This is a genomic window from Amycolatopsis xylanica (assembly GCF_900107045.1).
Lineage (GTDB): Bacteria > Actinomycetota > Actinomycetes > Mycobacteriales > Pseudonocardiaceae > Amycolatopsis > Amycolatopsis xylanica.
In genome coordinates, this window is record NZ_FNON01000008.1 from 1 (window position 1) to 24,739 (window position 24,739).

The 24,739-nt window shown below is 69.3% G+C and carries 18 protein-coding genes; 8 read left to right on the forward strand and 10 right to left on the reverse strand.

Going from position 1 to position 24,739, the window contains the following annotated elements:
* Positions 1-308 precede the first annotated feature (308 nt).
* Positions 309-1,556 (reverse strand): alpha/beta hydrolase family protein, encoded by a 1,248-nt coding sequence (locus tag BLV57_RS31645; protein ID WP_091295996.1) that lies wholly within the window; start codon positions 1,554-1,556, stop codon positions 309-311.
* A gap of 160 nt (positions 1,557-1,716) precedes the next feature.
* Between BLV57_RS31645 and BLV57_RS31650 the strand changes: the two genes are divergently transcribed.
* The 6 genes from BLV57_RS31650 (at position 1,717) to BLV57_RS31675 (ending at position 8,331) form a co-directional block, all read left to right on the forward strand.
* Positions 1,717-2,352, forward strand: coding sequence for an acyl-CoA-like ligand-binding transcription factor (locus BLV57_RS31650; RefSeq protein WP_245757599.1), 636 nt, complete (start codon positions 1,717-1,719; stop codon positions 2,350-2,352).
* Positions 2,346-4,079: an ABC transporter ATP-binding protein gene (locus BLV57_RS31655; RefSeq protein WP_091295159.1), complete on the forward strand. Its 1,734-nt coding sequence runs from the start codon at positions 2,346-2,348 to the stop codon at positions 4,077-4,079. Before BLV57_RS31650 ends, BLV57_RS31655 begins: the two co-directional genes overlap by 7 nt.
* Before the next feature lie 125 nt (positions 4,080-4,204).
* Positions 4,205-6,103, forward strand: a complete 1,899-nt coding sequence (locus BLV57_RS31660; RefSeq protein WP_176968919.1) for an ABC transporter ATP-binding protein — start codon at positions 4,205-4,207, stop codon at positions 6,101-6,103.
* A 66-nt stretch (positions 6,104-6,169) separates the two neighbouring features.
* Positions 6,170-6,940: an NBR1-Ig-like domain-containing protein gene (locus tag BLV57_RS31665; RefSeq protein ID WP_245757600.1), complete on the forward strand. Its 771-nt coding sequence runs from the start codon at positions 6,170-6,172 to the stop codon at positions 6,938-6,940.
* A 225-nt stretch (positions 6,941-7,165) separates the two neighbouring features.
* The gene (locus BLV57_RS31670; protein ID WP_091295162.1) at positions 7,166-7,582 is read left to right on the forward strand and encodes a hypothetical protein; all 417 of its coding nucleotides are present in this window, start codon (positions 7,166-7,168) and stop codon (positions 7,580-7,582) included.
* Between the two features lie 155 nt (positions 7,583-7,737).
* Positions 7,738-8,331 carry a DUF4232 domain-containing protein gene (locus BLV57_RS31675; protein WP_245757601.1) on the forward strand — a complete coding sequence of 198 codons (594 nt, stop codon included), beginning with the start codon at positions 7,738-7,740 and terminating at the stop codon, positions 8,329-8,331.
* A gap of 57 nt (positions 8,332-8,388) precedes the next feature.
* On the opposite strand, the gene tuf is transcribed toward BLV57_RS31675, so the two are convergent.
* The 6 genes from tuf to BLV57_RS31705 form a co-directional block, all read right to left on the reverse strand.
* Positions 8,389-9,567: an elongation factor Tu gene (gene tuf, locus BLV57_RS31680; RefSeq protein ID WP_091295165.1), complete on the reverse strand. Its 1,179-nt coding sequence runs from the start codon at positions 9,565-9,567 to the stop codon at positions 8,389-8,391.
* A gap of 303 nt (positions 9,568-9,870) precedes the next feature.
* Positions 9,871-10,125, reverse strand: coding sequence for a hypothetical protein (locus BLV57_RS31685; protein ID WP_091295168.1), 255 nt, complete (start codon positions 10,123-10,125; stop codon positions 9,871-9,873).
* A gap of 64 nt (positions 10,126-10,189) precedes the next feature.
* Positions 10,190-12,055 (reverse strand): anthranilate synthase family protein, encoded by a 1,866-nt coding sequence (locus tag BLV57_RS31690; RefSeq protein WP_091295171.1) that lies wholly within the window; start codon positions 12,053-12,055, stop codon positions 10,190-10,192.
* A complete protein-coding gene (locus BLV57_RS31695) occupies positions 12,052-12,711 on the reverse strand; it encodes an isochorismatase family protein (protein ID WP_091295173.1) in 660 nt (219 codons plus the stop codon). The genes BLV57_RS31690 and BLV57_RS31695 overlap by 4 nt, the downstream gene beginning before the upstream one ends.
* 26 nt (positions 12,712-12,737) lie before the next feature.
* Positions 12,738-13,508 carry a 2,3-dihydro-2,3-dihydroxybenzoate dehydrogenase gene (locus tag BLV57_RS31700; RefSeq protein ID WP_091295176.1) on the reverse strand — a complete coding sequence of 257 codons (771 nt, stop codon included), beginning with the start codon at positions 13,506-13,508 and terminating at the stop codon, positions 12,738-12,740.
* Between the two features lie 4 nt (positions 13,509-13,512).
* Positions 13,513-14,688, reverse strand: a complete 1,176-nt coding sequence (locus BLV57_RS31705) for a 3-deoxy-7-phosphoheptulonate synthase (RefSeq protein ID WP_091295178.1) — start codon at positions 14,686-14,688, stop codon at positions 13,513-13,515.
* A gap of 446 nt (positions 14,689-15,134) precedes the next feature.
* Here BLV57_RS31705 and BLV57_RS31710 point away from each other — a divergent pair, with 446 nt between their 5' ends.
* The gene (locus tag BLV57_RS31710; protein WP_091295181.1) at positions 15,135-16,310 is read left to right on the forward strand and encodes an IS701 family transposase; all 1,176 of its coding nucleotides are present in this window, start codon (positions 15,135-15,137) and stop codon (positions 16,308-16,310) included.
* Positions 16,311-16,516: 206 nt separating this feature from the next.
* Here the strand turns inward: BLV57_RS31710 and BLV57_RS31715 are convergent, their stop codons facing one another.
* The 3 genes from BLV57_RS31715 to BLV57_RS31725 all read right to left on the reverse strand — a co-directional run bounded on the left by BLV57_RS31715 (position 16,517) and on the right by BLV57_RS31725 (position 21,917).
* On the reverse strand, positions 16,517-18,484 hold the full coding sequence (locus BLV57_RS31715) for an FAD/NAD(P)-binding protein (RefSeq protein WP_091295183.1): 1,968 nt from the start codon (positions 18,482-18,484) through the stop codon (positions 16,517-16,519).
* A gap of 392 nt (positions 18,485-18,876) precedes the next feature.
* Positions 18,877-19,650, reverse strand: coding sequence for an arylamine N-acetyltransferase family protein (locus BLV57_RS31720; protein WP_091295186.1), 774 nt, complete (start codon positions 19,648-19,650; stop codon positions 18,877-18,879).
* A gap of 110 nt (positions 19,651-19,760) precedes the next feature.
* Positions 19,761-21,917 carry an ATP-binding protein gene (locus tag BLV57_RS31725; protein WP_143047193.1) on the reverse strand — a complete coding sequence of 719 codons (2,157 nt, stop codon included), beginning with the start codon at positions 21,915-21,917 and terminating at the stop codon, positions 19,761-19,763.
* Positions 21,918-22,133: 216 nt separating this feature from the next.
* Here BLV57_RS31725 and BLV57_RS31730 point away from each other — a divergent pair, with 216 nt between their 5' ends.
* The gene (locus BLV57_RS31730) at positions 22,134-24,722 is read left to right on the forward strand and encodes an ATP-binding protein (protein ID WP_091295192.1); all 2,589 of its coding nucleotides are present in this window, start codon (positions 22,134-22,136) and stop codon (positions 24,720-24,722) included.
* Positions 24,723-24,739 lie beyond the last annotated feature (17 nt).

The window sequence follows — 24,739 nt, forward strand, 5'->3', positions numbered from 1 at the left end:
CTGACGTGGGCCGATCGATGATCGAGTACAAAGGGAGACCGGGCCTCTGCTGGGAATGATCGTGATGTGGTGTCAAGATCACTAGCAGAGGCCCGACCCATACCCACGGCCGGGATCACAGACAGGCTCTTAGAACCGCCCGCAACGCTCACGACCCCCTCACGCAACCCTTGCGCGATCCCGGGTTGGTGAGGGCCTCCCTCACCAACCCGGCCCGGGTGAGGGAGGCCCTCACCCAGACGCTCAGACGCGCCACGTCGGGCTCGCCGCGCGAAGAGAACCGGCCGCAACGCTCACGACCCCGGTGGTCACGCGATGAACTTGATCTCGGGGTAGCGGGGCGAGTCGCCGTCGAACAGGTGCTTGTCCCGGCCGAGCAGGTGCAGTGCGAAGAACGCGTCGAGGTAGTCGCGCTCGGCTGTCAGCGCCTTGGTCGCGTCGACCGTGCCGACGAACATCGCGCGCCGCTCGGCAGGCACCAGGTTCGCCAGCTGCGGCACGATGGCCTGCAGGTCGCTGTAGCTGTGGTGCGCGCCCTGCTTGAGCAGCAAGTCCCGCTTCCAGCCGCGCTGGTTGCCCCAGAAGTCGCCCCAGGTCTTGTCAACGGGATTCAGGTGCGTGTGCTCGACGCCGAACCCGCCGCCCATCAACAGGAACGGCCGGTCCAGACCACGCTTGACCACCTCGCCGGGCAGGTACGAACCGTCGAAGCCGTAGCCCATCGTGCCGTCGAGGTTGACGCCCGCGTCGATCCGGCGGTCGGCCACCATCGTCTCGCCCGCGGTGAAGCCGCCGTAGGAATGGCCGAACATGCCGACCTTCGACAGGTCGAGCGCGCCGGCGAGCCCGAGCGGGAGCGGGCGGTGCTCGGCGTCGGGGTTGGCGCCCTGGTTGAGCTTGGTGAGCTGGTCGAGGAGGAACCGGGTGTCCGCGACGCGGGCGTCGATCGCGGTCTTCATGGTCTTGGGGTCGTTGCCGAGCTGGAGCTGCGGTTCGACACGGCCGCCGGGGAACTCGACGGCCGCCGACTCGAAGGTGTGCGACAGCGAGACGACGATGTAGCCGCGGCTCGCCAGGTCGTCGGTGAGCACGGCGTGCAGCTCACGCGGGGAACCGAAGCCTGGCGAGAAAAGCACCACCGGGCGCTTGCCCTGCCAGCGGTCCACGGGCGTGTTCGCGTGCGCGTCGCGCTGGGCGGAACCCCAGTCGACGGAACCCGGGGGCAGGCCGAAGAAGTTCGGGTCGGCGGCGGCCGCCTCGACGACGGGCGCCATCTTCTCGCTCATCCACGGCACCCGTGGCGTGCCCGCGGTGAACCACGACGGGTAGGTGACCGTGGCCATGACCTCGCGCTTGCGATCGGGCTTCCACGGATCCTGCCGCGCCTGATCGACCAGGTGCAGCGTCGTGGTGCCGACCTGGTGATGACCGGTGAGCGCGGGCAGGGTCAGCTCGACCTTCGCCGGGGCCGCCGAAGCGGGCGCGGCGACGGCGAGTGCGGAAACAACGGCTAAGCCCGCAGCGAACAGGCCACGGCGGGAGCGCCGATGAGGCATGGTGGACACTGATTTTCCTTCCCCCAGGTGATTCGTCCTTGATTTCCACCGTGCCAGAGCCGTGCGCGGCGCCGCATCCCTCTCGAGGTTGAGTCACCCGAAAGTGCGGGGCGCGCACAATTTTGCGCGGCACGCAAAATTTTCGGGTAGAGTGGCACGCATGGAACATCCGGGGATGAGCCTGCGCGAGCAGAAGAAGCTGGCGGCCAGGGAGGCGTTGAGCTGGGCGGCGATCCGCCTGGCCACCGAGCGCGGGCTCGATCGGGTGCGCGTCGAGGAGATCGCCGCCGAGGTCGGCGTCTCCCCGCGCACCTTCAACAACTACTTCTCCAGCAAGGAGGAGGCGATCTGCGCGATCGGCGTGGACCGGCAGCGCCGGATCGGGGCGAGGCTGCTGGCCCGGCCGCCGGCGGAGCCGCTGTGGCAGGCGGTCACCGCGGCGGTGATGGAGCAGTACGACGAATACGGTGAGCCGGACCGCGAACAGGTCATGCGGGTCCGGCTGATGGTGGGCAACCCCGCGCTGCGCGGCGAGTACCTCAAGTCGCATCATGAGGTGGAGCGGGTGCTCGCCGAGGCGATCACCGAACGCACGGGGACCACCGACGAATTGCGCCCGAAATTGATGGCGGCCACCGTGTCCGCCGCGACCAGGGTGGCGCTCGACCATTGGCTGCACAGCGGAACCGAAAAAACACTCACGGAAATACTGCGTGAGGCTTTACGCGAGGTTTCTTCCGGTCTGCCCGATTTATCAATATGCGTTGCGCACCATAGGAAGATGAAGACGTGCTGATCAAGCTCATGCGCAGTTTCCTGCGCCCCTACCGTAAGGATCTGTCACTGGTCGTCGCACTGCAATTGGTGCAGACGCTGGCGATCCTCTATCTGCCCACGCTCAACGCCGACATCATCGACAACGGGGTGGTGAAGGGCGACATGGGCTACATCCTCCGCGTCGGCGGGGTGATGCTGGCCGGCACGCTGATCCAGATCCTCTGCGCGATCGGCGCGGTCTATTTCGGCGCGCGCACCGCGATGGCGTTCGGCCGCGACGTGCGGGCCGCCGTGTTCACCAGGGTGCAGGACTTCTCCGCGCGCGAGGTCGGCAAGTTCGGCACGCCCTCGCTGATCACCCGCACCACTAATGACGTCCAGCAGGTGCAGATGCTGACGCTGATGACCTTCGTGATGATGGTGTCGGCGCCGATCATGTGCGTCGGCGGCATCGTGCTCGCCGTCTCGCAGGACGTGCCGCTGTCGTCGCTCGTGCTGATCCTGGTGCCGGTGCTCGGCGTCTCGATCGGCATCCTGATCGCCAGGATGCGGCCGGCGTTCAAGCTGATGCAGGAGCGCATCGACAAGATCAACCAGGTGCTGCGCGAGCAGATCACCGGGATCAGGGTGATCCGCGCGTTCGTCCGCGACACCAAGGAGCGCGAGCGCTTCACCGAGACCAACACCGAGCTGTACGACGTCTCGCTGAAGGTCGGCAAGCTGATGGCGTACATGTTCCCGATCGTGATGCTGGTGATGAACGTGTCCAGCGTCGCGGTGCTGTGGTTCGGCGGGCATCGCATCGACAGCGGCGCCATGCAGGTGGGCGCGCTGACCGCGTTCCTGAGCTACCTCATGTACATCCTGATGTCGGTCATGATGGCCACCTTCATGTTCATGATGGTGCCGCGCGCCGAGGTCGCGGCCGAGCGCATTTCCGAGGTGCTCGACACCGAATCCAGCGTCGTGCTGCCGTCCAATCCCGTGCGGCTCACCGAATTGCACGGGCACCTCGAACTGTCCAATGTCGAATTCCGGTACCCCGGCGCGGAAAACCCGGTCGTGCAGGGAGTCGACCTGGTGGCGAGGCCCGGCGAGACCACCGCGGTCATCGGCAGCACCGGCAGCGGCAAGACCACCCTGCTCAACCTGATCCCCCGGCTGATGGACACCACCGACGGCGTCGTCAAGGTCGACGGGATCGACGTGCGCGAGCTGGGCGCGGACGCGCTCGCGAAGGCCGTCGGGCTGGTCCCGCAGAAGCCGTACCTGTTCTCCGGCACCGTCGCGAGCAACCTGCGCTACGGCAAGCCGGAAGCCACCGACGAGGAACTGTGGCACGCGCTCGAGGTCGCGCAGGCGCGTGACTTCGTCTCGGCGATGCCGGAGGGTCTCGACGCGCCGATCGCGCAGGGCGGCACGAACGTCTCCGGCGGGCAGCGGCAGCGCCTCGCCATCGCGCGGATGCTGGTGCAGCGTCCGGAGATCTACCTGTTCGACGACTCGTTCTCGGCGCTCGACTACGCCACCGACGCGGCGCTGCGTGCCGCGCTCGCCCGGGAGACCTCCGACGCGACGGTCGTCATCGTCGCCCAGCGGGTCAGCACGATCCGCTCCGCCGACCGGATCATCGTCCTCGACGACGGCCGCGTGGTCGGCACCGGCACCCACACCGAACTGATGGACGGCAACGAGACCTACCGGGAAATCGTGCTCTCCCAGCTGACCGAGCAGGAGGCGGCGTGAGCGCCACCCAGTCTTCAGAAACCACGGAGAAACCGGCGGCGTCCGGCAACGGGGAACGCGCCGTCCCCACCCGCGGCCCCGGCCCGTCGGGCGGACCGGGCCTCGGCCGCGGACCGGCCTCGTTCATGGCCGGGCAGTCCACCGAAAAGGCGCTGGACTTCAAGGGATCCGGCCGCCGGTTCCTCACGCTGCTCGCCCCGCAGCGGCTGTTCGTCATCGGCGCGCTGCTCACCGCGGCCGTCAGCGTCGGGCTGAGCGTCGTCGGGCCGAAGGTGCTCGGGAACGCGACGGACCTGATCTTCTCCGGCATCGTCAGCCACGACCTGCCCGCCGGGGTGACCAAGGAAGAGGTCATCGCCGGGCTGCGCGCGCGGGGCGACAACACCATCGCCGACATGTTCGCGGCGATGAACATCGTGCCCGGCCAGGGCATCGACTTCACCGCGGTCGGCCGGGTGCTGATGATCGTGCTCGGGCTGTACGTGCTCGCGTCGATCTTCAGCCTCATCCAGGGGCGGCTGACCGCGTCGATCGTGCAGCGCTCGGTGTTCGACCTGCGCGAGCAGGTGGAGGCGAAGTTCGCCAGGCTGCCGCTGAGCTACTTCGACCGGCAGCCGCGCGGCGAGGTGCTCAGCCGGGTCACCAACGACATCGACAACCTCGCGCAGTCGCTGCAGCAGACGCTCGGCCAGCTCATCGCGTCGCTGCTCACCATCGTCGGCGTGCTGACCATGATGTTCGTCATCTCGCCACTGCTGGCGCTGCTCGCGCTGGTGAGCGTGCCGATCTCGGTGTTCGTCGCGGCGAAGGTCGGCAAGCGGGCCCAGCCGCAGTTCATCAAGCAGTGGCGGACCACCGGCCAGCTCAACGGCCACATCGAGGAGATGTACACCGGGCACTCGCTGGTCAAGGTCTTCGGCAGGCGCGAGGAGGCGCAGAAGACCTTCGAGGAGCACAACGAGACGCTGTACAACGCGAGTTTCCGCGCGCAGTTCATCTCGGGGCTGATCCAGCCGGCGATGATGTTCATCGGCAACGTCAACTACGTGCTCATCGCCGTGGTCGGCGCGCTGCGGGTGTCGTCGGGCTCGCTCTCGCTGGGTGACGTGCAGGCGTTCATCCAGTACTCGCGGCAGTTCAGCCAGCCCATCACCCAGGTGGCGAGCATGGCGAACCTGCTGCAGTCCGGGGTCGCCTCGGCCGAGCGGGTGTTCGCGCTGCTCGACGCCGACGAGCAGGAGCCGGACCCAGCCGACCCGGTGCGCCAGCCGAAGGTGACCGGCAAGGTCGAGTTCGACCACGTGTCGTTCCGGTACAGCCCGGACACCCCGCTCATCGAGGACCTGTCGCTTTCGGTGGAGCCGGGGCAGACGGTCGCCATCGTCGGCCCGACCGGCGCGGGCAAGACCACGCTGGTCAACCTGCTGATGCGGTTCTACGAGATCGACAGCGGCCGCATCGTCCTCGACGGGGTCGACATCGCCGACATGACCCGCGAGGACCTGCGGGCCAAGACCGGCATGGTGCTGCAGGACGCGTGGCTCTTCGGCGGCACGATCGCGGAGAACATCGCCTACGGCGCCCCCGACGCGACCCCGGAGAAGATCTGCGAGGCCGCGCGGGCGACGCACGTCGACCGGTTCGTCCGGACATTGCCGGATGGCTACGAAACGATCATCGACGACGAGGGCGACAACGTCAGCGCCGGCGAGAAGCAGCTGATCACGGTGGCGCGGGCGTTCCTGGCCGAGCCCGCGATTCTCATCCTCGACGAGGCGACCAGCTCGGTCGACACCCGCACCGAGGTGCTCATCCAGCGTGCGATGAACTCGCTGCGGCAGGGCCGCACCAGCTTCGTCATCGCGCACCGGCTGTCCACCATCCGCGACGCGGACCTCATCCTGGTGATGGAGTCCGGCCGCATCGTCGAGCAGGGCACGCACACCGCGCTCCTCGACGCGGGCGGCGCGTACGCCCGGCTGTACGCGGCGCAGTTCGCCGAAGCGGTGGTCGAAGTCGACTAAGGCCGTCACGCCGCTTTCGGAACCGGCACCGGTTCCGAAAGCGGCGTTCGGGTACGTTCGTCGGCTGTGACGACGCTCGACAACCCGGCGACCACGCTCGCGGCCGAGCTCGCACGCCTGCGCCGGGAGGCGGGCGACCCGTCGTTCCGGAAGATGGCCGAACGCTCCGGCCGCATCTCCCACACCACCCTGCACGAAGCCGTCCGCGGCACCCGGTTCCCCTCCTGGGAGACCACCCGCGAGTTCGCCAAGGCCTGCGGCGCCGACGAGGAGCACTGGCGCCGACGCTGGGTCGAACTCCAGTCCGTCCCCGAGCCTCCCGAGCCGGACGCCGCCGATGAGGTCCCGGCCGCCGAACCGGACCACCACCGTCGCCGCCCGGTCGCCTGGGCCTTCGCCGCCGTGGTCGTCCTCATCCTCGCGGCCATCGCCGTCTTCGCCGTCCCGGCCAGCAGCCCACCGGTCGACACCGGCGCCCGCCTGCCCGGCGACGAAAGCGTCTTCGTCGCCGACGTCACCGTCCCCGACGGCACCGTCCTGCGCCCCGGCCAGTCCGTGCAGAAGGTGTGGGAGATCCAGAACGCGGGCACCGTCTACTGGCACAACCGCTACCTCCAGCGCATGGACCTGCCCGCCCCGCCGGAGGGCTGCCAGACCCCGGATCGGGTCCCGATCGGCGACACCGCGCCCGGCGAGCACGTGATGATCAGCGTGACGGTCCGCGCCCAGCAGGCACCCGGCCGATGCTGGATCGGCTGGAAGATGGTCGACGACAAGGGCGTCCAGTTCTTCGCCACCCGCCGCCCGGTCTTCCTGCTGGTCGAAATCGCGCCATAGGCCTGTCAGATTTTGTAAGACCTGGTCAGAGCCCTACCGAACACGCGGCCCCACCACCCAGGATGGTCCACGGCGGCGCCACCGCCTCGAGTCCATTTCCGAATGGCTGGGGGTGCGATGCGGGTTCCGCCCCCCAGCTTGTGGGAACCCGCATCGCTCAAAAAACCCATCAGCCCGACCTCCCCGTGTGGCATGCTCGACCCATGACCTGCTTCCGAAAGGGCGATGGCGCGTAGCCGCCCCGGCGCGCTCCGCGCCGCTCAAGCCCGGTTCCCCGCGAACGTTCCCGAGCGCCGGATTCCCGGACTGTCACCACGAGCACGCGAAGCGATTCGACTACTCGAGGCCCGCACCGGTGACTACAACGCCATTTATCTCGCGCTGGACGCCTACCGACAGGCTCTCCGCAAGCCAGGTCGAATCAACTCGGCCGAGCACCCGTGCCCGTGCTGCGACTCATTTGAAGCGCGAGACGTTCTCGGCCGGGCATTGGAGACACTGCCCGGCTACGCGCGGGCCGAGCTAGGCCGCCTGGTAGCGCCTCTCGATGCGATCCTCCTGCGGCGGACCGTCCCTTATCCCTGGCCGGAACGGCGTCCCTGGGCGACCGGCTGGTGGCACCTGCGCTGGCCGGAGCGGTGATCCGCTCGCGCCGCACGACGCCACCCGGGTGGAAAACCGGACACCGCCTGCGGTTGCTTCCCGTTGAGCAATGTCATAGGAAAGGCACCGCGCTGCTCGGGCAGACGTCTCCCGTAGGTACCTGTGGCCGACGAAGTCCTTACCGGGAGCGAAAAATGCGCAAGTCCATCATGGTCCTGACCGCCGCCGCGTTCTTGCCGCTGACGCTCGCCGCCTGTGGCAGCGGCGGCGGCACGACCACCGCGGCCGCGCCGTCGCCGAGTTCGAGCACCGAAACCCCGGTCGCGCCCGCCGCGGCCAAGAAGCCCGTCGAGGCCGAGAAAACCTGCACGATCAAGGCCGACCTGAACACCCAGCCCGACGGCGGCAAGGCGCTGCTCGCGCTGACCAACACCGGCACTGGCCCGTGCACGCTGCAGGGCTGGCCGACGGTCGGCTTCCTAGCCGCGAACGACAGCGCGATCAAGGTGCCGGTCAAGAAGGTCGACCAGCCGGGCGCCGGGCCGAAAATCGTCCTGGAGCCGGGCCGGTCCGCGTTCGCCGGCGTCAAGTGGACCACCTGTGACAAGGGCGAGGACACCTGCTTCGTGGCCACCACCGTGAAGGTCACCGCGCCGGGGACGACGAAGCCGGTGGTCGCGGACTTCATCGGCGCCGAGGGCGGCGGGCAGAAGGTCACCCAGCTCCCGGTCTCGTCGGTCGAGGTCGGCACGCTCCAGCCGTCGACGCAAGGCGTCGTCGCCTGGTAGCCCCGGGGTCGTGAGTGTTCCCGACGGTTCTAACCGTCGGCAACACTCACGAGCCCTTCAGTCGAGCACTTCGGTCACGACACCCGAGGCCACGGCGCGGCCGCCTTCACGGACGGCGAAGCCGAGGCCCTCGGTCATCGCGATCGGGCGGCCCAGTTCGACCGTGAACTCGGCGCGCTGGCCCGGGAGCACGACGCCATCGTCCAGCCGGATCTCCCCCACCACGTCACTGGTGCGGAAGTGGAACTGCGGCCGGTAGTGGTCGGCGAACGGCGTCCGCCTGCCACCCTCGTCCGCCGACAGCACCTGGACCCGCGCGCGGAACCGGCTGTGCGGGGTCACGCTGCCGGGCAGGCTCAGCACCTGGCCGCGGCGCACCGCGTCACGGCGGACCCCGCGCAGCAGGACGGCCGCGTTGTCGCCCGCCTCGACGCGGTCCAGCGCCTTGCCGAAGGTCTCGAGCCCGGTGCACACGCTGGTGACCGTGTCGCCGAGCCCGACCACCTCGACCGGGTCGCCGACGCGCAGCGTGCCCTGCTCCACCGCGCCCGTGACGACCGTGCCGCGGCCGCTGATGGTCAGCACGTTCTCGATCGGCATCAGGAACGGCCGGCCGAGGTCGCGGACGGGCTCCGGCACGTACTCGTCGACCGCGGTGAGCAGGTCGGCGATGCGCTGGGTCCACACCGGGTCGCCCTCGAGTGCGCGCAGGCCCGACACGCGGACCACCGGGACCGCGTCGCCGTCGAAGCCGTAGCGCGTGAGGAGCTCACGCACCTCGAGCTCGACGAGGTCCAGCAGGTCCTCGTCGTCGACCAGGTCGGCCTTGTTCAGCGCGACCACCACGTGCCGGACGCCGATGCCGCGCGCGACCACGAGGTGCTCACGCGTCTGCGGCATCGAGCCGTCCTGCGCCGAGACGACCAGGATCGCGCCGTCGAGCTGGGCGGCGCCGGTGATCATGTTCTTGACGTAGTCGGCGTGCCCCGGCATGTCGACGTGGGCGTAGTGCCGCGTCGGCGTCTCGTACTCGACGTGCGCGATGTTGATCGTGATCCCGCGCTCGATCTCCTCCGGCGCGCGGTCGATCCGCTCGAACGCGACGTAGCCGGTGCCGCCGGGCTCGGCGAGCACCTTGGTGATCGCCGCGGTCAGCGTGGTCTTGCCGTGGTCGACGTGGCCCATGGTGCCGATGTTGAGGTGCGGCTTGGTGCGCACATGCTGCTGCTTGGTCATTTTTTGTTCCCTGGAAGAAGAAAACGGACGCGCGAAACCGCGAAAAAGCCCAACCCTCCTCCACTGGTTCCGCGGGAAGGGAAAAGAGGAGGGTCAGCTTCGAGCGCCGTCGAACCGTGCCGAAACGGCGCTCGGCAGGGACAGGCCTGCGAGCGTCACGGATTCGGTCACGGGGAACATGACCACGAGGATGTCAGGCCGGATCCGGCCGTGTCACCCGATTTTCGGGCTTGGAGACACCACGATGCGATGGCGAGGGTGGCCGAGCCACGGCCAATGAGTATCGGCCACCCTCGCCACAGCTCACGCCGCCCGATCGGCGAGCGCCGCGAGCCCCGCGGGAGTCAAAGCGGCAGGGACGCGCTGGCCGATGGCGGCCAGGCGGGAGGCCGTGATCAGGCCCGCGTGCGCGAGCGCGTGCGCGGTGAACTGGTCCCCGCAGGACACGCCGTCGATGAAGAGGTCGGGTTCGCAGCTGCAGCTGACCTGCGCGCGTCCGGCGACCACCGCGCGCAGCATCGCCTGCGCCCGTCTCGTATAGGCAACCTCCGGTGTCATGGGACACCTCCTTCCCCCGTACATGGATCAGGAGGGAAGGAAAGCCCGAAGAGATACAAAAAACCTACGCGGCGACCGCCAGGCCGGGCGTGACCGCCCGTTCGAGCAACGCGCTGACCCGATCGCGCAGGATCCGGACTCCATCCGCCGTCAGCAGTGACTCGGGGTGGAACTGCAGCGAGGCGAAGTCGCGGCCACGCAGCGCGTGCACCTCGCCGGTCGCGGCGTCACGGCTGACCTCGACCCAGCCGAGGCCGGGCAGCGCGAACGCGCCAGCGTGGCTCTCTGCGGCGAAAGTGTTGTAGAAGCCGACTTTCTCGCGCTTGCCGAAGAGGTCGATCTCCTTCTGCACGCCCTGGTTGGGTTCGGCGCGGCGCGCGATCGGGAGCCCCAGCTGCAGGCTCAGCACCTGGTGGCTCAGGCACACCGCCAGGAACGGCTTGCGGTCCTGGAGCAGTGTGCGGACCGCGTCGTGGAGCCGGGTGATCTTGGGGTGGTCGGTGTGCCGGGGGTCCCCGGGGCCGGGGCCCAGCACGACCAGGTCGTAGGCGTCGAAGTCGAACTCGGTGTCGAAGCGGCGGACGTCGACGTCCAGTCCGAGCGAGCGCAGCTGCTGCTCGATCATCGACGTGAACGTGTCCTCGGCGTCGACGACCAGCACGCGCCCGGAAAGCTCGTCCGAGCTGCGCTGCTTGCCCAGCCAGAAGCCGGAGATGGACTTGTTGCGCTCGGCCAGCATCGCCCGCACGCGCGGGTCGTCGGCGTAGCGGACGGGACCCTCGGTGCGCAGCGCGGCCAGCAGACCGGCCGCCTTCGCGCGGGTTTCGGCGACCTCGGACATCGGGTCGGAGTGGCGCACCAGCGTCGCGCCGACGCTGATCTTGACCGCGCCGGTGGCGGAGATGTCGGCCGTGCGGATGACGATCGACGAGTCCAGCGCGTGGCCACCATCGGCATCACGGCCGATCAGCGCGACGACGCCGCTGTAGTACCCGCGGCCCTGCGGCTCGTAACGGTTGATAACCCGGCAGGCGCTTTCGAGCGGGCTGCCGGTGACTGTCGGCGCGAAGAGCGTCTCGCGCAGGATCTCGCGAGGGTCGCGGCTGGTCTCGCCCTCGATGAGGTACTCGGTGTGCGCGACCTTCGCCATCTCCTTCAGGAACGGCCCGAGCACCCGGCCGCCGCCGTCACAGACACGCGACATCATCTTGAGTTCCTCGTCGACGACCATGTACAGCTCGTCGGCCTCCTTGCGGTCGGCGAGGAAATCGAGCACGCCCGCGAGCGACGCGCCATTCTCGCCGTACCGGTACGTCCCGCTGACCGGGTTCATCACCGCGGTGCCGTGGTCGAGGCTGAGGTGCCGCTCGGGGCTGGCGCCGACGAACGTGCGGTCGCCCGTGTGCACCAGATACGTCCAGTACGCGCCCTGCTCCTTCTGCAGCAGGCGCTTGAAAAAGGACAGTGCACTGTGGACGGTGTAGTCGCTGATCTCGGCCAGGTACGAGCGCTTGATGACGAAGTTCGCGCCTTCGCCGGTGCCGATCTCGTCGGCGATGACCCGGCGGACGGTCTCCGCGTAGGTCTCGTCGTCGACGTCGAACCGGCCGCTCTCAAGGGAAATCGGCACGTCCGGCAGCCGCCACAACGCCTCGCCGACCGAGACCACGGCCTGCGACTCGACGCTCAGCGCGATCAACGGCTCGCCGTCGTCCGGCGCTTCGAAGCCGCGCTCGGCGAGCTGGCGATACGGCACGATCGTGAGCACCTGGTGACCACGGACGTCGGTCAGCGGCAGTTCGGCGAGCGTGTCCGGAGTGGACACCTCGCCGACGATGATCTCCAGCTTGCCGGTGCCGGTGCTCTCCGGCCGGTGCAGCAGCGCGAACGCGGGCGGGTTGTCGGCGAGGATGGTGTCGAAGAGGTTCATGCCGCGAACTCCCATTCACGCGTGACGGCCAGCCGGGACACGAGCTGCTCGGTGCTCACGACCATGCCGCAGCGCTTGGCCACGTAGTCGAGTGCGAGCCGGTGGTCGGCCTCGGAGAAATCGGCGACCGCGTCGGCGGCCAGGAACGGCTGGATGTCGTTGGTGTACGCGTCGACCGCGCTCATCATCACGCCGACGTGCGCGTAGACCCCGCAGATGACCAGCTGGTCGCGCCCCTCGGCACGCATGCGCTCCAGCAGGTCCGAGCGGAAGAACGCGCTGTAGCGCCACTTCGTGAACATCCAGTCGCCTGGCCGCGGCGCCATCTCGTCGACGACCAGCCGGTCGGCCGGGTCGACGCGCATGCCAGGTCCCCAGAAGTCCTTGAGCAGCCCGCGGTCCTCGGCCGTCATGTCACCGGGCTGCGCGGTGTACGCGACCGGCATGCCCGCCGCGTCGGCCCGCTCGCGCAGCAGCGCCGCGTTGCCCACCATCCGCTTGCGCAGCATCTCCGGCAGCGGCTTGAGGAAGTACCGCTGCAGATCGTGCACCAGCAGCACGGCGCGGGCCGGGTCGACCGCCCACTTCGCGGTGTTGGCGGGCAGCGTGTTCTCGGTGGGCATCGGGTAGGGCTGGATGCTGGGCAAGCCGGGCATGATCGTCTCCAGGGAGTTTCGGTGCGTCAGACGCCGAGCGTCGCGCCGCCGTCGACGGTGAGCTCGTGCAAGGTGATGTGGCAGGCGCGGTCGGAGAGCAGGAAGAGCACGGCGTCCGCGATGTCGGAGGGCTGGGCCAGCTTCTTGAGCGGGATACCAAGCCGGTAGGCGTCCAGGTTGCCTTCGAGCGTGGTCTGGCGGCCGGTCTCGTCGTGCCACATCGAGGTGAGCATCGGGGTGGCGGTCGAGCCGGGCTGGACGAGGTTGCAGCGGATGCCGTGCTCGGCGACCTCGAGGCCGAGCACCTTGGTGTACATGGTCGCGGCGGCCTTCGAGGCGGCGTACGCGGCCATCCCGGTGCGCGGGGTGCTCGCGGAGTTGGAGGCGACGGTGACCAGTGCGCCGCGCCGGCGCGGCACCATCCGGTTGGTGACCGCGCGGGAGACGTTGAAGACGCCGGTGACGTTGACCGCGAAGGTGTCGGCGAAGTCCGCGTCGGAGAGCTCGCGGGCGGCGCCCATGCGCAGGATGCCCGCCGCGTTGACCAGCTGGTCGATCGGGCCGAGGTCGCGCTCGACCTGGTCGACCACGGCCTCGACGTCGGCCGGGCGGGTGACGTCGAGCGGGTAGGCGCGCACCTTCAAGCCGGCCAGCTCGCACTTCTCGACGGTCTCGGCGAGCCGCTCGGTGTCGCGGTCCGCGGCGGCGACGGTCGTGCCCTGCGAGCCGAGCGCGCGGGTGACGGCTTCTCCGATGCCGCCTGCCGCGCCGGTGACGAAAGCGATCTTGTTCCCCATGACTTCAGGCCTTCCAGGTTCCGACGACGGACAGTGCTTGCGCGGCGGTGAGCCGCGGGTCGCAGAGGGTGGTGCGGCGCTCCCCCGCCAGCCCCGCCTGCGACTTGTTCTCGACACACTCGGTGACGTCGTCCGGCGTGGTCTCCAGGTGCAAGCCGCCCGCGACCCCGCCGCCCTCGCGGACCGCCGCCTGGAAGCCCTCGACCTCGCGCATGATCGTCTCGACGTACCGGGTCTTGAAGCCGCCCGGCGCGGTGACGGTGTTGGCGTGCATCGGGTCGCACTGCCAGATCACCGGGTGCCCGGCCATCCGCGCGGTCTTGACGAGCGCGGGCAGCCGCTCGGCGACGGCGTCGGCGCCCATCCGCGCGATCAGCGTCAGCCTGCCCGGCTCACCCGCCGGGTCGAGCCTGGCGAGCAGCACCATCAGCTCGGCAGGCGTCACGGCGGGGCCGATCTTGACCGAAACCGGATTGACGACGTCCGACAGCAGCGCGACGTGCGCGCCGTCGGCCTGGCGGGTGCGCTCGCCGATCCACGGCCAGTGCGTCGACGTGAGCAGGCGGCGGCCGTGCGCGTCCATGCGCAGCGACGGGGTCTCGTAGTCCAGCAGCAGCGCCTCGTGGCTGGTCCACACGCGCTCGGTCAGGTCGACGCTCAGCCGGTCCGGCGAGTTCCAGCCGAGGTGGTCCATCGCGTGGCGCGACGCGCGGTAGCCGTCGACGAGGCGGCGCGGGTTGGCCTCCCGCGCCTCCCGGTCGCGTTCGGGCGAATTGACCAGATGACCGCGGTAGACGGGCAGCTCGACGCCGTCGACTGTCTCGGTGTCGCTGGAGCGGGGCTTGGCGAACTGGCCCGCGATCCGGCCGACGCGGAGCACCGGCTTGCCGGTCACGCGGGTCAGTTCGCCGGCCAGCGAGGCGAGCAGCTCGACTTTGCCGGCGACGTGACGCTCGGTGCACTCGGCGGGGTCTTCGGCGCAGTCACCGGCCTGGACGATGAGCGCCTCGCCCGCGGCGACCCTGGCGAGCAGCATGCGGAGCAGGCGGACGTCGGTGGAGCGGACCAGGCCCGGCGCGTGGCGAAGCTCGTCACGCACGCGCTGGAGCGCCGCCTCGGATCCCCAGACGGGCTGCTGCCTGGCCTCGGGGGATCGGGGGTCGAGCCGCGTGCTGATCATCGCTTCCCACCTGGTTCGCTTGTCTGAAACTGACGTATGTCTATATCTTGCGCCGAATGATGCAAGGGAACACACGGGGTGAGACTTAGTCCGTCAGGTGCGCCCGGAATTCCGGCCCGCGTTACGAAGATCGTCCAATGTTACGAAAAATAGGGGCGTTACGAAAACCCCTACCGTTGCGAAAAGGTCCGAAAACTCACCCAATGTTTTTGCGGCACCTGGGAAAGGTCGGGTGTTCGCGGGTTTAGGGGCCTTTAGGGGTGTAGCGGCGACAGTGCGATAACTTAGCGTTAACCTCGGGAATTTCCTCCGCTTCGGCGCCGCCCTGAGGTGATTCCCCGACAGTTCGAAGCGATAACACAGTGTCGCGATTGGGACCGCCCGGCAGCTTCCCCAGCCCGCGACACCGATGAACTGGGTTCAAGGGGAGCGCAATGTTGCACACAATGGACAGAACTGAATACCGCAGCCAGGCGCCGGTGAGGACCGACGCCTACGACGTGATACTGGCCGAACTGTGTTCGGCCCTGTTCGCGTCGCTGCCACGGAGTGACCAGCGCAGAAAGGGCGTGGAATACCTGCGTGGCCTGCTGTGCGCGCCGGGCCGCAAGTCGATCCGCAACATCGCGGCACTGGTCGGCGGCCAAGCCACCGAACAGAGCCTGCACCACTTCATCAGCGACTCCACCTGGGACTGGACGCCGGTGCGCCGCGCGCTGGCCAAGTACGTGGCGCGCAACGCGCCACCCCAGGCGTGGGTGGCCAGGCCGATGGTCATCCCCAAGGCGGGACGGCACTCGGTCGGCGTCTCGCGGCGCTTCTGCCCCTCGCTGGGGCAGGCACTCAACGCCCAGCAGGCGATCGGCGTCTGGGCCGCGTCGGAGGAGCTGAGCAGCCCGGTGGGCTGGCGGCTGCACCTGTCGCAGGCCTGGCTGGACGACGGCCAGCGGCGCAGCCGCGCGTCGATCCCCGACGGCGCCGGGCTCGAGTCGCTCGGCGACTGCGCGATCGAGGCCTACCTCGAGACCGCGGCCAGGCAGGACCTCCCGGTTCTGCCGCTGGTCATGGACGCGCGGGAGATGGACGTCATCGCCGCCGTGCGCAAGCTGCGGATGGCGGGCGTCCCGCTGCTCATCAGGATCACCAGCACGCTCCGGCTCACCGCGGCCGATCCGGCGTTGCCAGGGCACAGCGCGGAAGCGCTTCCCGCCCAGCAGATCATGGGTGCGGCACGGGACTTCCGCCGCACGGTCACCTGGACCGACCACGGGTCCAGCACGGCCACCAGGATGAGCCTGGCCGCCGCCGTACGGGTGCGCATGCCGTACTGCGGGCGAGGCGAGTTCCTCCTCCTCGGCGAGGGCACCAGCGGCAGGCCGTGGCCCGCCGAGCTGTGGCTCACCGACCTGACGGGCGTCCCGCCCGCGACGCTGCTGCGGCTGAGCAAGCTGGTCAACCGCGTCGACCAGGACTTCACCGAGATCGCCGACAAGGTGGGGATCAGGGACTTCGCCGGTCGTTCCTACGACGGCTGGCACCGCCACATCACGCTGGCGTCCGCGGCACACGCGGCGGCGGCGCTGAGCGGCAGCACCGACCAGGGCATGAGCTTCGTGTCCTGACCACTCCCCCGGCCAACGCGGTTTCGGGGCTCCAGGACGGCCGCTCACCGGCCGGCGTGGAGCCCCGCTGCCGCGGGGGACGCCCGTTCCGTTGACCGGAACAGCTCTTCGGTAAGCCCCGAATTCCTTGTATGACAACGATGTCGCCATTCCCCTAGAAGAGGCCGCGCCGGATACTCCGGCGCGGCTTCGGTGTTTCCTGGCCCTCACACGATCACTCCCGCGAGCTGAGCCTCCTCGGCGATGCGGCGCTGCTCGGACGGCACGTGCGCGACCGGCGTCAGTGCGAGCACCGCACGCGCGATCGCGTCGGAGTCGCGCAAGGTCACCGAATCGACGCCAGGCCGGATGCCGGTGGCGGTCACCCAGTGCACGGATTCGGTCGGCACCCCGTACGCGAACCGGCGCGGGTGGACGCGGCCGTGCCCGTCGATCACGTGATAGGGCCGGTCGGTCACGGCGAGCCCGCCGGTCTCGTGGAACGTGCCGTCGTCGCTTTCGATGCGGTAGGGGCTGATCTGCTCGGTGGCCAGCAGCTGGCGCAGCAGCGGATCGGCCGTGCGGCGCAGGTCCGGCTCCGGCAGCCGCGCCTCGATGAGCACGGTCGCGCGGATCGGCTGGCCGGGCACCAGCTCGGATTCGGCGATGAACACCCGGTGTTTCGTGTCGAGCCGGATGACCGTGCCGGGGCCGGTGATCACCAGCACCCCGGCCTCGATCAGCGCGATCATCTCCTCGATGCGCGAGACCGGCGGGCCGACCGAGAGGAACGCGTTGAGCGGGGTGTACCAGCCTTCGAGGTCGTCGCGGTGCGAATTCCCTTCCAGGCCACCGTGATCGACCGCGAGCCGGATGTCGTTGCGCAGGTCGCGCAGCACGTCCAGCGCCGCCTTGAGCGGACCGCTGACGTTGCCCGCCCGTGCCGCGCGCACGTCGTCGTGCAGGTATTCGAGCAGCCACGCGGTGAAGTGCTCGCGGTCGGCGAATTCGCGGTCACCGTAAGGGTTCGTGAGCTTCTCCCAGTCCCAGCGATGCGCCGGGGTGATGCCGTAGGAGTCGAGCAGCCAGCCGGGATCCTCGTCCGACGGCAGCGCGAGGTACTTGCCGATGATCGCGTCCTTCTCGTCGCCGCGGCCCCAGGATTCGAGGAGCGTGCCGTAGTAGACGCTCTCGACCTCCTTCGCGATGACCGGCCACAGCTCGGAGGTGAACTGCACGCGCACGCCCTCTTCCGCGCGGCGGCGCAGCTGCGCGATGTACTCCGGCGTCAGCAGCCGCGGGTGGTAGCGCCCGGTCGCGCCCTTCTCGTTCTCGCCGCGCGCGTGGTACGGCACGCCGCGCCGCGAGCTGGCGTAGAGCTTGGGCTCGTTGCCGGACGGGCGATAGACCAGCCTGCCGTCCTCCCGCGCGAAGTAGCCGCCACGGCCCGAGGTGAACAAGGCCATGTGGTCGAAGAAGTTCAGGCCGAGCCCGCGCAGCAGCACCGGCTGTCCCGCCTCGATCTGCCCGAGGTCCAGGTCGGCGGGGTTGGCCGGGGTGATGTAGGTCAGGTAGTGGATCCGCGCGAGCTGCGCGGTGCGCTCCTCACGCGGCGAAAGGTGCGCGGGCACGTGGCCGACCGCGAGCACGATCGCGTCGAGCTGGTTGAGCCGCACACCGTTGTCGAGCCGGACGCCTTGCGGGCCACCGAACACGCCGAGTGTGTCGGCCATCGCGATCACGCGGGACTGGTGGACGACGACCTTCACGTGATCCGGCGCGCGGACGACCACGTTCTGGAAGCTGCTGTGCAGGTAGCGGCCATAGAACGCGCGGGTCGGGTAGGTGTCGGGGCCGAGGTCGCGAGCTTCGGCGAGCGTGGCGTCGTCGAGCTCGGTCGAGTCGGAGAACGTCTTGGTCCACTCGTACAGGCTCGGGCCGGGCTCGATCGGCCCGTCGATCTGGGTGCTCTCGTCGGTGTAGATGGTGATCTGCGACGCGACGGTGTTCATCAGCAGGTGCCGTGACTGGTCGGCGCGCCAGATCGTCCCCGCCCCGGGTTCCGACGGGTCGACGACGTGGATGACCAGCGCCTCACACGACGGCGACGCGCGCTCGTTGGCGAGCAGCCGTTCCAAAGTGGACAGTCCGCGCGGACCGGCGCCGACGATGCAGATCTCGACCTTGCCGCCCATGGCCGGCACTCCCGTTCCCTCTGCGAGCACATCCCCGGTCTTGGATGCTCGCAGAGCGTGGCGCCGGTGACCAGGCCGGGCGAGCCCGGTCCGTCAGGTCCGTCAGGTACGTCCAGGCCTGCCCCGGACGACATGAACGCCACTTGCGCAACGTCGGGCGTCGCAGAAGTGGCGTTCGGGCGGATGGGCAGGCGATCAGCGCGTCATCGCCCTGATCCAGTCGGCCAGGCTCGCGCCAGGCGGGTCGGGCCATTCCGGCCAGAAGAGCGGTGATTCGTTCGGTGAGTTCAGCCAGTAGCACATCGGCCAACATCCCGTCTTTGTCGTTTTCATCGGGTGGAGGAAAAGGCGAACCGGCAGCGCCGGTGGGTAAACCTCCTTCCTTTTTCAGGTCACACCGGGTCTTGGCCCGGCAGGTCTGGCAACCGGTCCAATTCGATCCCGAACGACTTGCGCACCTCGTCGAGGAACTCGTCGTCCTCCAGCACTTCGATCGTCCGCTTGCCGTTCTCGAACCGGGTCAGCACCCGGCCCTTCAGTTTGATCCGGCCCTCCGGGGTGGCGATGGACGCCCACAAAGCACTGTCCAAAGGAGAGTCCGGCGCGGTGCGCAGCCACCACAGCGGCGCCTCGAAATCGGTGAGTGAACGCTCACGGACTTCCACGCGGTACAAGGGATTCCCGTCCCGCAGCACGTCAACGTCGCCGTCCGGCGCGTCGACCACCTGGAACTCGCCCTCGAAGTCGCTTTGCGTGTGCCGCAGGTCGAGCCTGAGCGGTTTCCTTGCGGCGAACCAGTATCCGACGTCCACGAGCCAAGGTTCGTGGTGATCGACTCTGAGCACAAGATGCCCGTTCAGCGGGCCAAGGCGGCCGTCGGGGCCGACGACCCGCGCGCCGAGCAGCGAGACCTTGAACCCCAGTTCACGCAACAGTGACGCGAACAAGGAATTCAGCTCGGCTCCCGCGCCTCCCCTGCCGCGGACCACCTTGTCCAGCACGGCATCCCCGAGCACGATCGGTTCCTTGAACTGGAAGCCGAAGGTCTCGAACGGAATCGACTCCAGATGACGTTCTTGCAGGTGACGTAGCGCGTCGAAGTCGATCTCGAACGGCCTTCGCGTTCCGATCCGGTCCAGATAAGCCGCTACATCAGCTTTTTCCATTGCCGTGGCACTCCTCCGGCGCGAGAGATGAATCGGCTTCCCATCCTGAAACCGGACAAGGGAAGCCGCCATCCACGCTCACCGCACTACGTCAAGTCGCCGGCGAGCTTTTACCTGCCGGACAACACCGCGTGTCCGCGCCCACGCGCATAGTCGATGATCTGCTCACGGCGCAGCCGCCTGCCCGCCGCCAGCGCTGCTTCGGCGGCGGACGGCGCGAGCAGGCGCCGCGCGGAGGTCTCGGCCGCTTCGAGTTGTTCGCGCCAGCGTGGGCTTTCCTCGCCTTGCACCGTATTACGCATGCGTGCCGACGCACCTATCAGCCGCAGCGCGCGCTCCGCCTGCCCCTTGCGGGCGGCGACCACGGCGAGCCCGTCGATGAGGTACGCGGGCCCGCGGAAATCACCGGGCTGCAACAGCAAACCCTCGGTGAACAACGCCTCGGCCCGGTCGAGTTCTTTACGAGCCAACGCGACCACGCCCGCCGTGTGCAGGATCGCGGTCAGCTTGGCGCCGTTCGCGCGCAGCACCGGCAACGCCGCGGAAACGAGTTCGTGCGCTCGCTCGTTGTCACCGTTCTGCAGAGCCGCCCACGCGTAGTTGTGACGGCAGAACGCTATGTCGAGCGGGCTGGGTATTTCTTTGATCTCGCGAAGAATGTCGAGGCATTCCTGATAACAGACACAGGCGGGACCGTAATCACCGAGCGACACCCGGATACCGGCGAGCACGCTCAGCGCGCGGGCGACCGCGAGCGGGCTGTCGGCCGTCCGCGCGAACGCGAACGCGCGCTCGGCGAGCTGGCGCGCGACGATCTTGTTGCCGTCCATCACCTCGAGCCAGGCCAGATGCACGAGCGCGAGGCTGCGGTCGGCCGGTGAGCACGGCGTCCGCGCGAGCACCGTCGTGAGCAGCTTCCGGCCCTCGGACATGTAGCCCTGGCGCCGCCAGCACACGGTCAGCGCCGTCGCGAGCAGCAATTCGCGGTCGTCGCCGCGCTCACAGGCGGCTTCGACCGCCTTGCGCAGATTCTTGCTCTCGTCGGAAAGCCGTTCTATCAGCCCCGGCGGCGCGCTCGGGGTGAACACCGCGTCGACGAGCGGGCGGCACAGCGCGACCGCCCAGTCGATGCCCCGTGCCCGCCACGGGCCGGACTCGGCGGCCTCGTGCAGCCGCTCCTCGCCGAACCGCCGGATCGCTTCCAGCTGGTGATACCGCGTCGGCCCGCCGGGCACGGCGGTGGCGATCACCAGCGAGCGCACCGCGAGCGAGCGCACCAGTCCCTCGACGTCCTTGCCGGAGATGCCGGCGTCGGTGCACACGGCCTTGGCCATGTCCGAATCGAAGCCAGCTTCGAGCAGCGAGAGCCTGCGGAACACGCGTTTCTCCTGCGCGCCCAGCAGATCGTGGGTGACGGTGAGCGCGGCGGCCAGCCCGTACCGGCCCGCCGAGGTGAACCTCGTCGCGATCGCGCCGATCGGCAGCGTGTCGGCGAGCCGGGCGGCCAGCTCGATGGCGAGCGGGATCCCGGACAGCCGCTCGCAGATCGTCTCGACGGTCGCGGAGCCGTCTTCGTCGAGGGTGCCCGCGCGCTCGGCGAACAGGCGCGCGGACGCGGCGGCCGCCAGCGGGCCGACCGCGAAGATCATCTCGCCCGGCACGCCCAGCGGCGCGCGGCTGGTGACCAGCACGCGCAGGCCGGGACAGCGGCCGAGCAGCAGTTCCACCAGGTGGGCGCAGTCGGCGGCGACGTGCTCGGCCTGGTCGAGCACGATCAGCACCCGGCGCGAGCCGACCACCCTCGCGATCGCGGCGGCCACCGGCTCACCCGGCTGCTCGGGGATGCCCAGCAGGCCGGCGACCGTCTGCGGGACCAGCTCGCCGCCGGTCACCGCGGCCAGCTCGACCAGCAGCATGCCGTCGGGGCGCACGCCGCGGGTGCGGGTGGCCAGCTCGATCGCGAACCGGGTCTTGCCGATGCCCTCGGGGCCGGTCAGCGTCAGCAGCCTGGTGCGCTTCAGCGAGCGCGCGACCTCGGCGAGGTCGGCGTCCCGCCCGAGGAAGCTGTCGGCGGGGGCGGTCAGCTCGGCGGCGAAGGCGCGCGGGACGAGCGCGTGTTCCTCGCCGGGTTCGCTGCGGGTCCGCTGCCGGTAGGCACGCTGACGGCACGCGTTGGAGCAGTAGCGGGCTCGCCGCCCGGGGTCCTGTTCCGCTCGGACGGGCAGCGCGGCACCACACTGCTGGCAGCAGTCCGCCAGGTCGAACACCAAACCCCCTTGAAATTCCCTTTTCAACGGATCTTGATCCTCCGGCCGGAGCCGGGGGGTGCGCATCGGAAAATCGGGCAGTATCCTGCCGTCATCCTCCTGTGTACCGGTAAACGCCTGATAGACGCGCTCTGTACGTAATGAACAGGGGGCATCTGATCGATCGTGTACGAGCCTAGTACACGAATTGAGTCCAATCAGTTACGCTTTGTAGACGTGACCGGCGATGCGTCCCCCGAGGGGAGTGACCAGCCCGCTCTGGCGGACCACCTCCGCAGGCTGGAGCAGCTGATCGCCGCGTCCCTGCGCCTCGAACCGGGTATCGACCAAGCGGCCGCTTTGGCGGAGGTGCAGCGGGTAAGCGCTTCCGCGCTGCGTGCGGCGGTGGCGGGCGCGCGCGGGCAGGGTGTCACCTGGCGGGAACTCGCGAAGGGCGTCGGCATGCCCGCGATGACCCTGCACGGGCAGTTCCGGTCCGGCCGCGGGGTGATAGCAGTCGGCAATAGCACCACCGACCCGCCCAAGCCCGCCGTCCGCCAGCCCGGCGCCGCCGCGCAGAAGCGCTACGTCTGCCCGCCGCCGCGCGACCGGTTCATCGGCCGGGAACGCGAACTCACCGAGCTGCGCGGGGTGCTGGCCAAGAACCGGATGGTCACGCTGGTCGGCTGCGCCGGCGTCGGCAAGTCCCGGCTGGCGGGCGAGTTCCTGCGCGCGACCGCGGGCCGCGGCTACGGCGGTGGCGTCTGGTGGGTCGACCTGGCCCCGCTCGCCGACGGCTCGCAGGTCACCGAGGCGGTCAACTCCGCCATCCGCGACGGCCGCAACGGCTGGAAGCCCATCAACGAGGACCGGGGCAACGCGCTGCTCGTCCTCGACAGTTGCGAGCACCTCGTCGACGACTGCGCCGAGCTGCTCGAACAGCTCTCGGACAGCCATCCCCAGCTGCACGTGCTCGCCACCAGCCGCGAAGCGCTGCGCACGCTCGGCGAGGTCATCGTCAGCATCGAACCCCTGGTCGCCGCCGCGCCGTCGGCCTCGGACCCGCGCGGGGTGGACGCCGTCCGGCTCTTCGTCGACCGGGCCCGCTCGGCGGTGCCGACCTGGGAGCTGACCGACGAGCTGGTCCCCGTGGTCGCGGAACTCTGCCGCAGGCTGGACGGGCTGCCGCTGGCCGTGGAACTGGCCGCGCGCCAGATCGGCGTGCTCCCGCCCGCGTCGCTGCTGGAGCAGGCCGACCAGCGGCTCGACCTGCTCGCCGGCGGCGCGCGCACCGCGCCGGAGCGGCACCAGAGCCTGCGCGCGGCGATCGAGTGGAGCTACGACCTGCTCTGCCCGCTCGGTCAGGAGGTCTTCCGCCGGGTCGCGATCCTGCCCGGCGCGTTCGACATGCATGCCGCCACCGCGGTCTGCGCCGACCTCGGCACCGGGCCGGACGAGCTGTGGCCGGTGCTCACCGATCTCGCCGCCAAATCGCTGCTGGTGGCCAGACCCGGCACGGCGACCCGGTTCGTGCTGCTGGAGTCGCTGCGCAAGTTCGGCAGGGAACGGCTGGCCGAAGAGCACGAACTCGCCGGCGCGCACGAACGGCTGCTGGCCTGGCTCGCGGCGCTGTCCGAGGACTGGCTGTTCGACGCCGACGAGAACCCTTCGCAGATCTACGAAGAACAGCATCTGCTGCACTACGCCGTGACGGTCGCCGAGGAGTTGAAGGACGCCCGGTTCCCGTTGCTCTCGCTCGCGCTGGCTTCGTGGTGGCGGCGGCAGGGCGACTTCCGGCAGACCCGGCAGCTCATCGAGCGCATCCTGCCTTCCCTGCCCGAGGATTCCCCGATCCGCGCGCGCGGGCTGATCGAGCTCGCGCGCGGGCTCGAGATCCGGGGTGACTACGTCGAAGCCGAGTTGCACGCCAAGGAAAGCCTGACGCTGAGCTCCCGGCTCGACCAGCCGACGCTGGTGGTCCGCGCGCTGATGGCACTCAGCTCGGCCTACCGCGGACTCGAGAACGCGGCCTCGGCGCTCGAGGTCGACGTGCGCGCGGTCGAGCTGCTGCGCTCACTCGACCGGCCCGCGATGCTCGCCAGCACCCTCGCGCTGGTGGCCTGGGATCTGGTGCTGCGCCACCGCTACGCCGACGCTCAGTCCACAGTGGACGAGGTGCTCGCGTTGCTGGACAGCAACCCGGAAGAAGGGACGCTCGCGGCCGTCACGCACACCGCGGGCACCATCGCGTTGATGCGCGATCAGCTCGAAGAGGCGGCGCGGCAGTTCACCCGCTCACTGACCGCGACGATGCTCGACGCCGATAGTCCCCCGGAAGCACTAGAAGGACTGGCCGCCGTCGCAGCGCGTTCCGGTCAACCCGAACGGGCATTGCGGCTTTTCGCCGCGGCGAAGGCGACCAAACTCGCCATCAGCGCGGTCACCGAACCGTGGTCCGCGCGCCTGATGGCCGAGGAAATGGCTGCCGCGCGCGGCCAGCTTCCCGAGGCGAAGGTGATGCGCGCACAAGCGGAAGGCGCCGCGCTCACGGCCGAGCAGGCCATCGACTACGCGTTGCACGACACGCTGCCGACGGTGCCCGCGTGGGACTCTGAGCAGGTACTGACCCCGCGGGAGCATCAGGTCGCGGATCTTGTCGCGCAAGGACTGACCAACAAGCAGATCGCGCTGCGGCTCGCGATCTCGCCCCGTACGGTCGTAAGCCATCTCGAGCACATCAGGACCAAACTCGACTTGCCGACGCGTGCGCACATCACCGCCTGGGTCACCCGGATGCGCTTCGAAACGGTCCATTCTCGTCACTAGTACGTCACATGCAACTA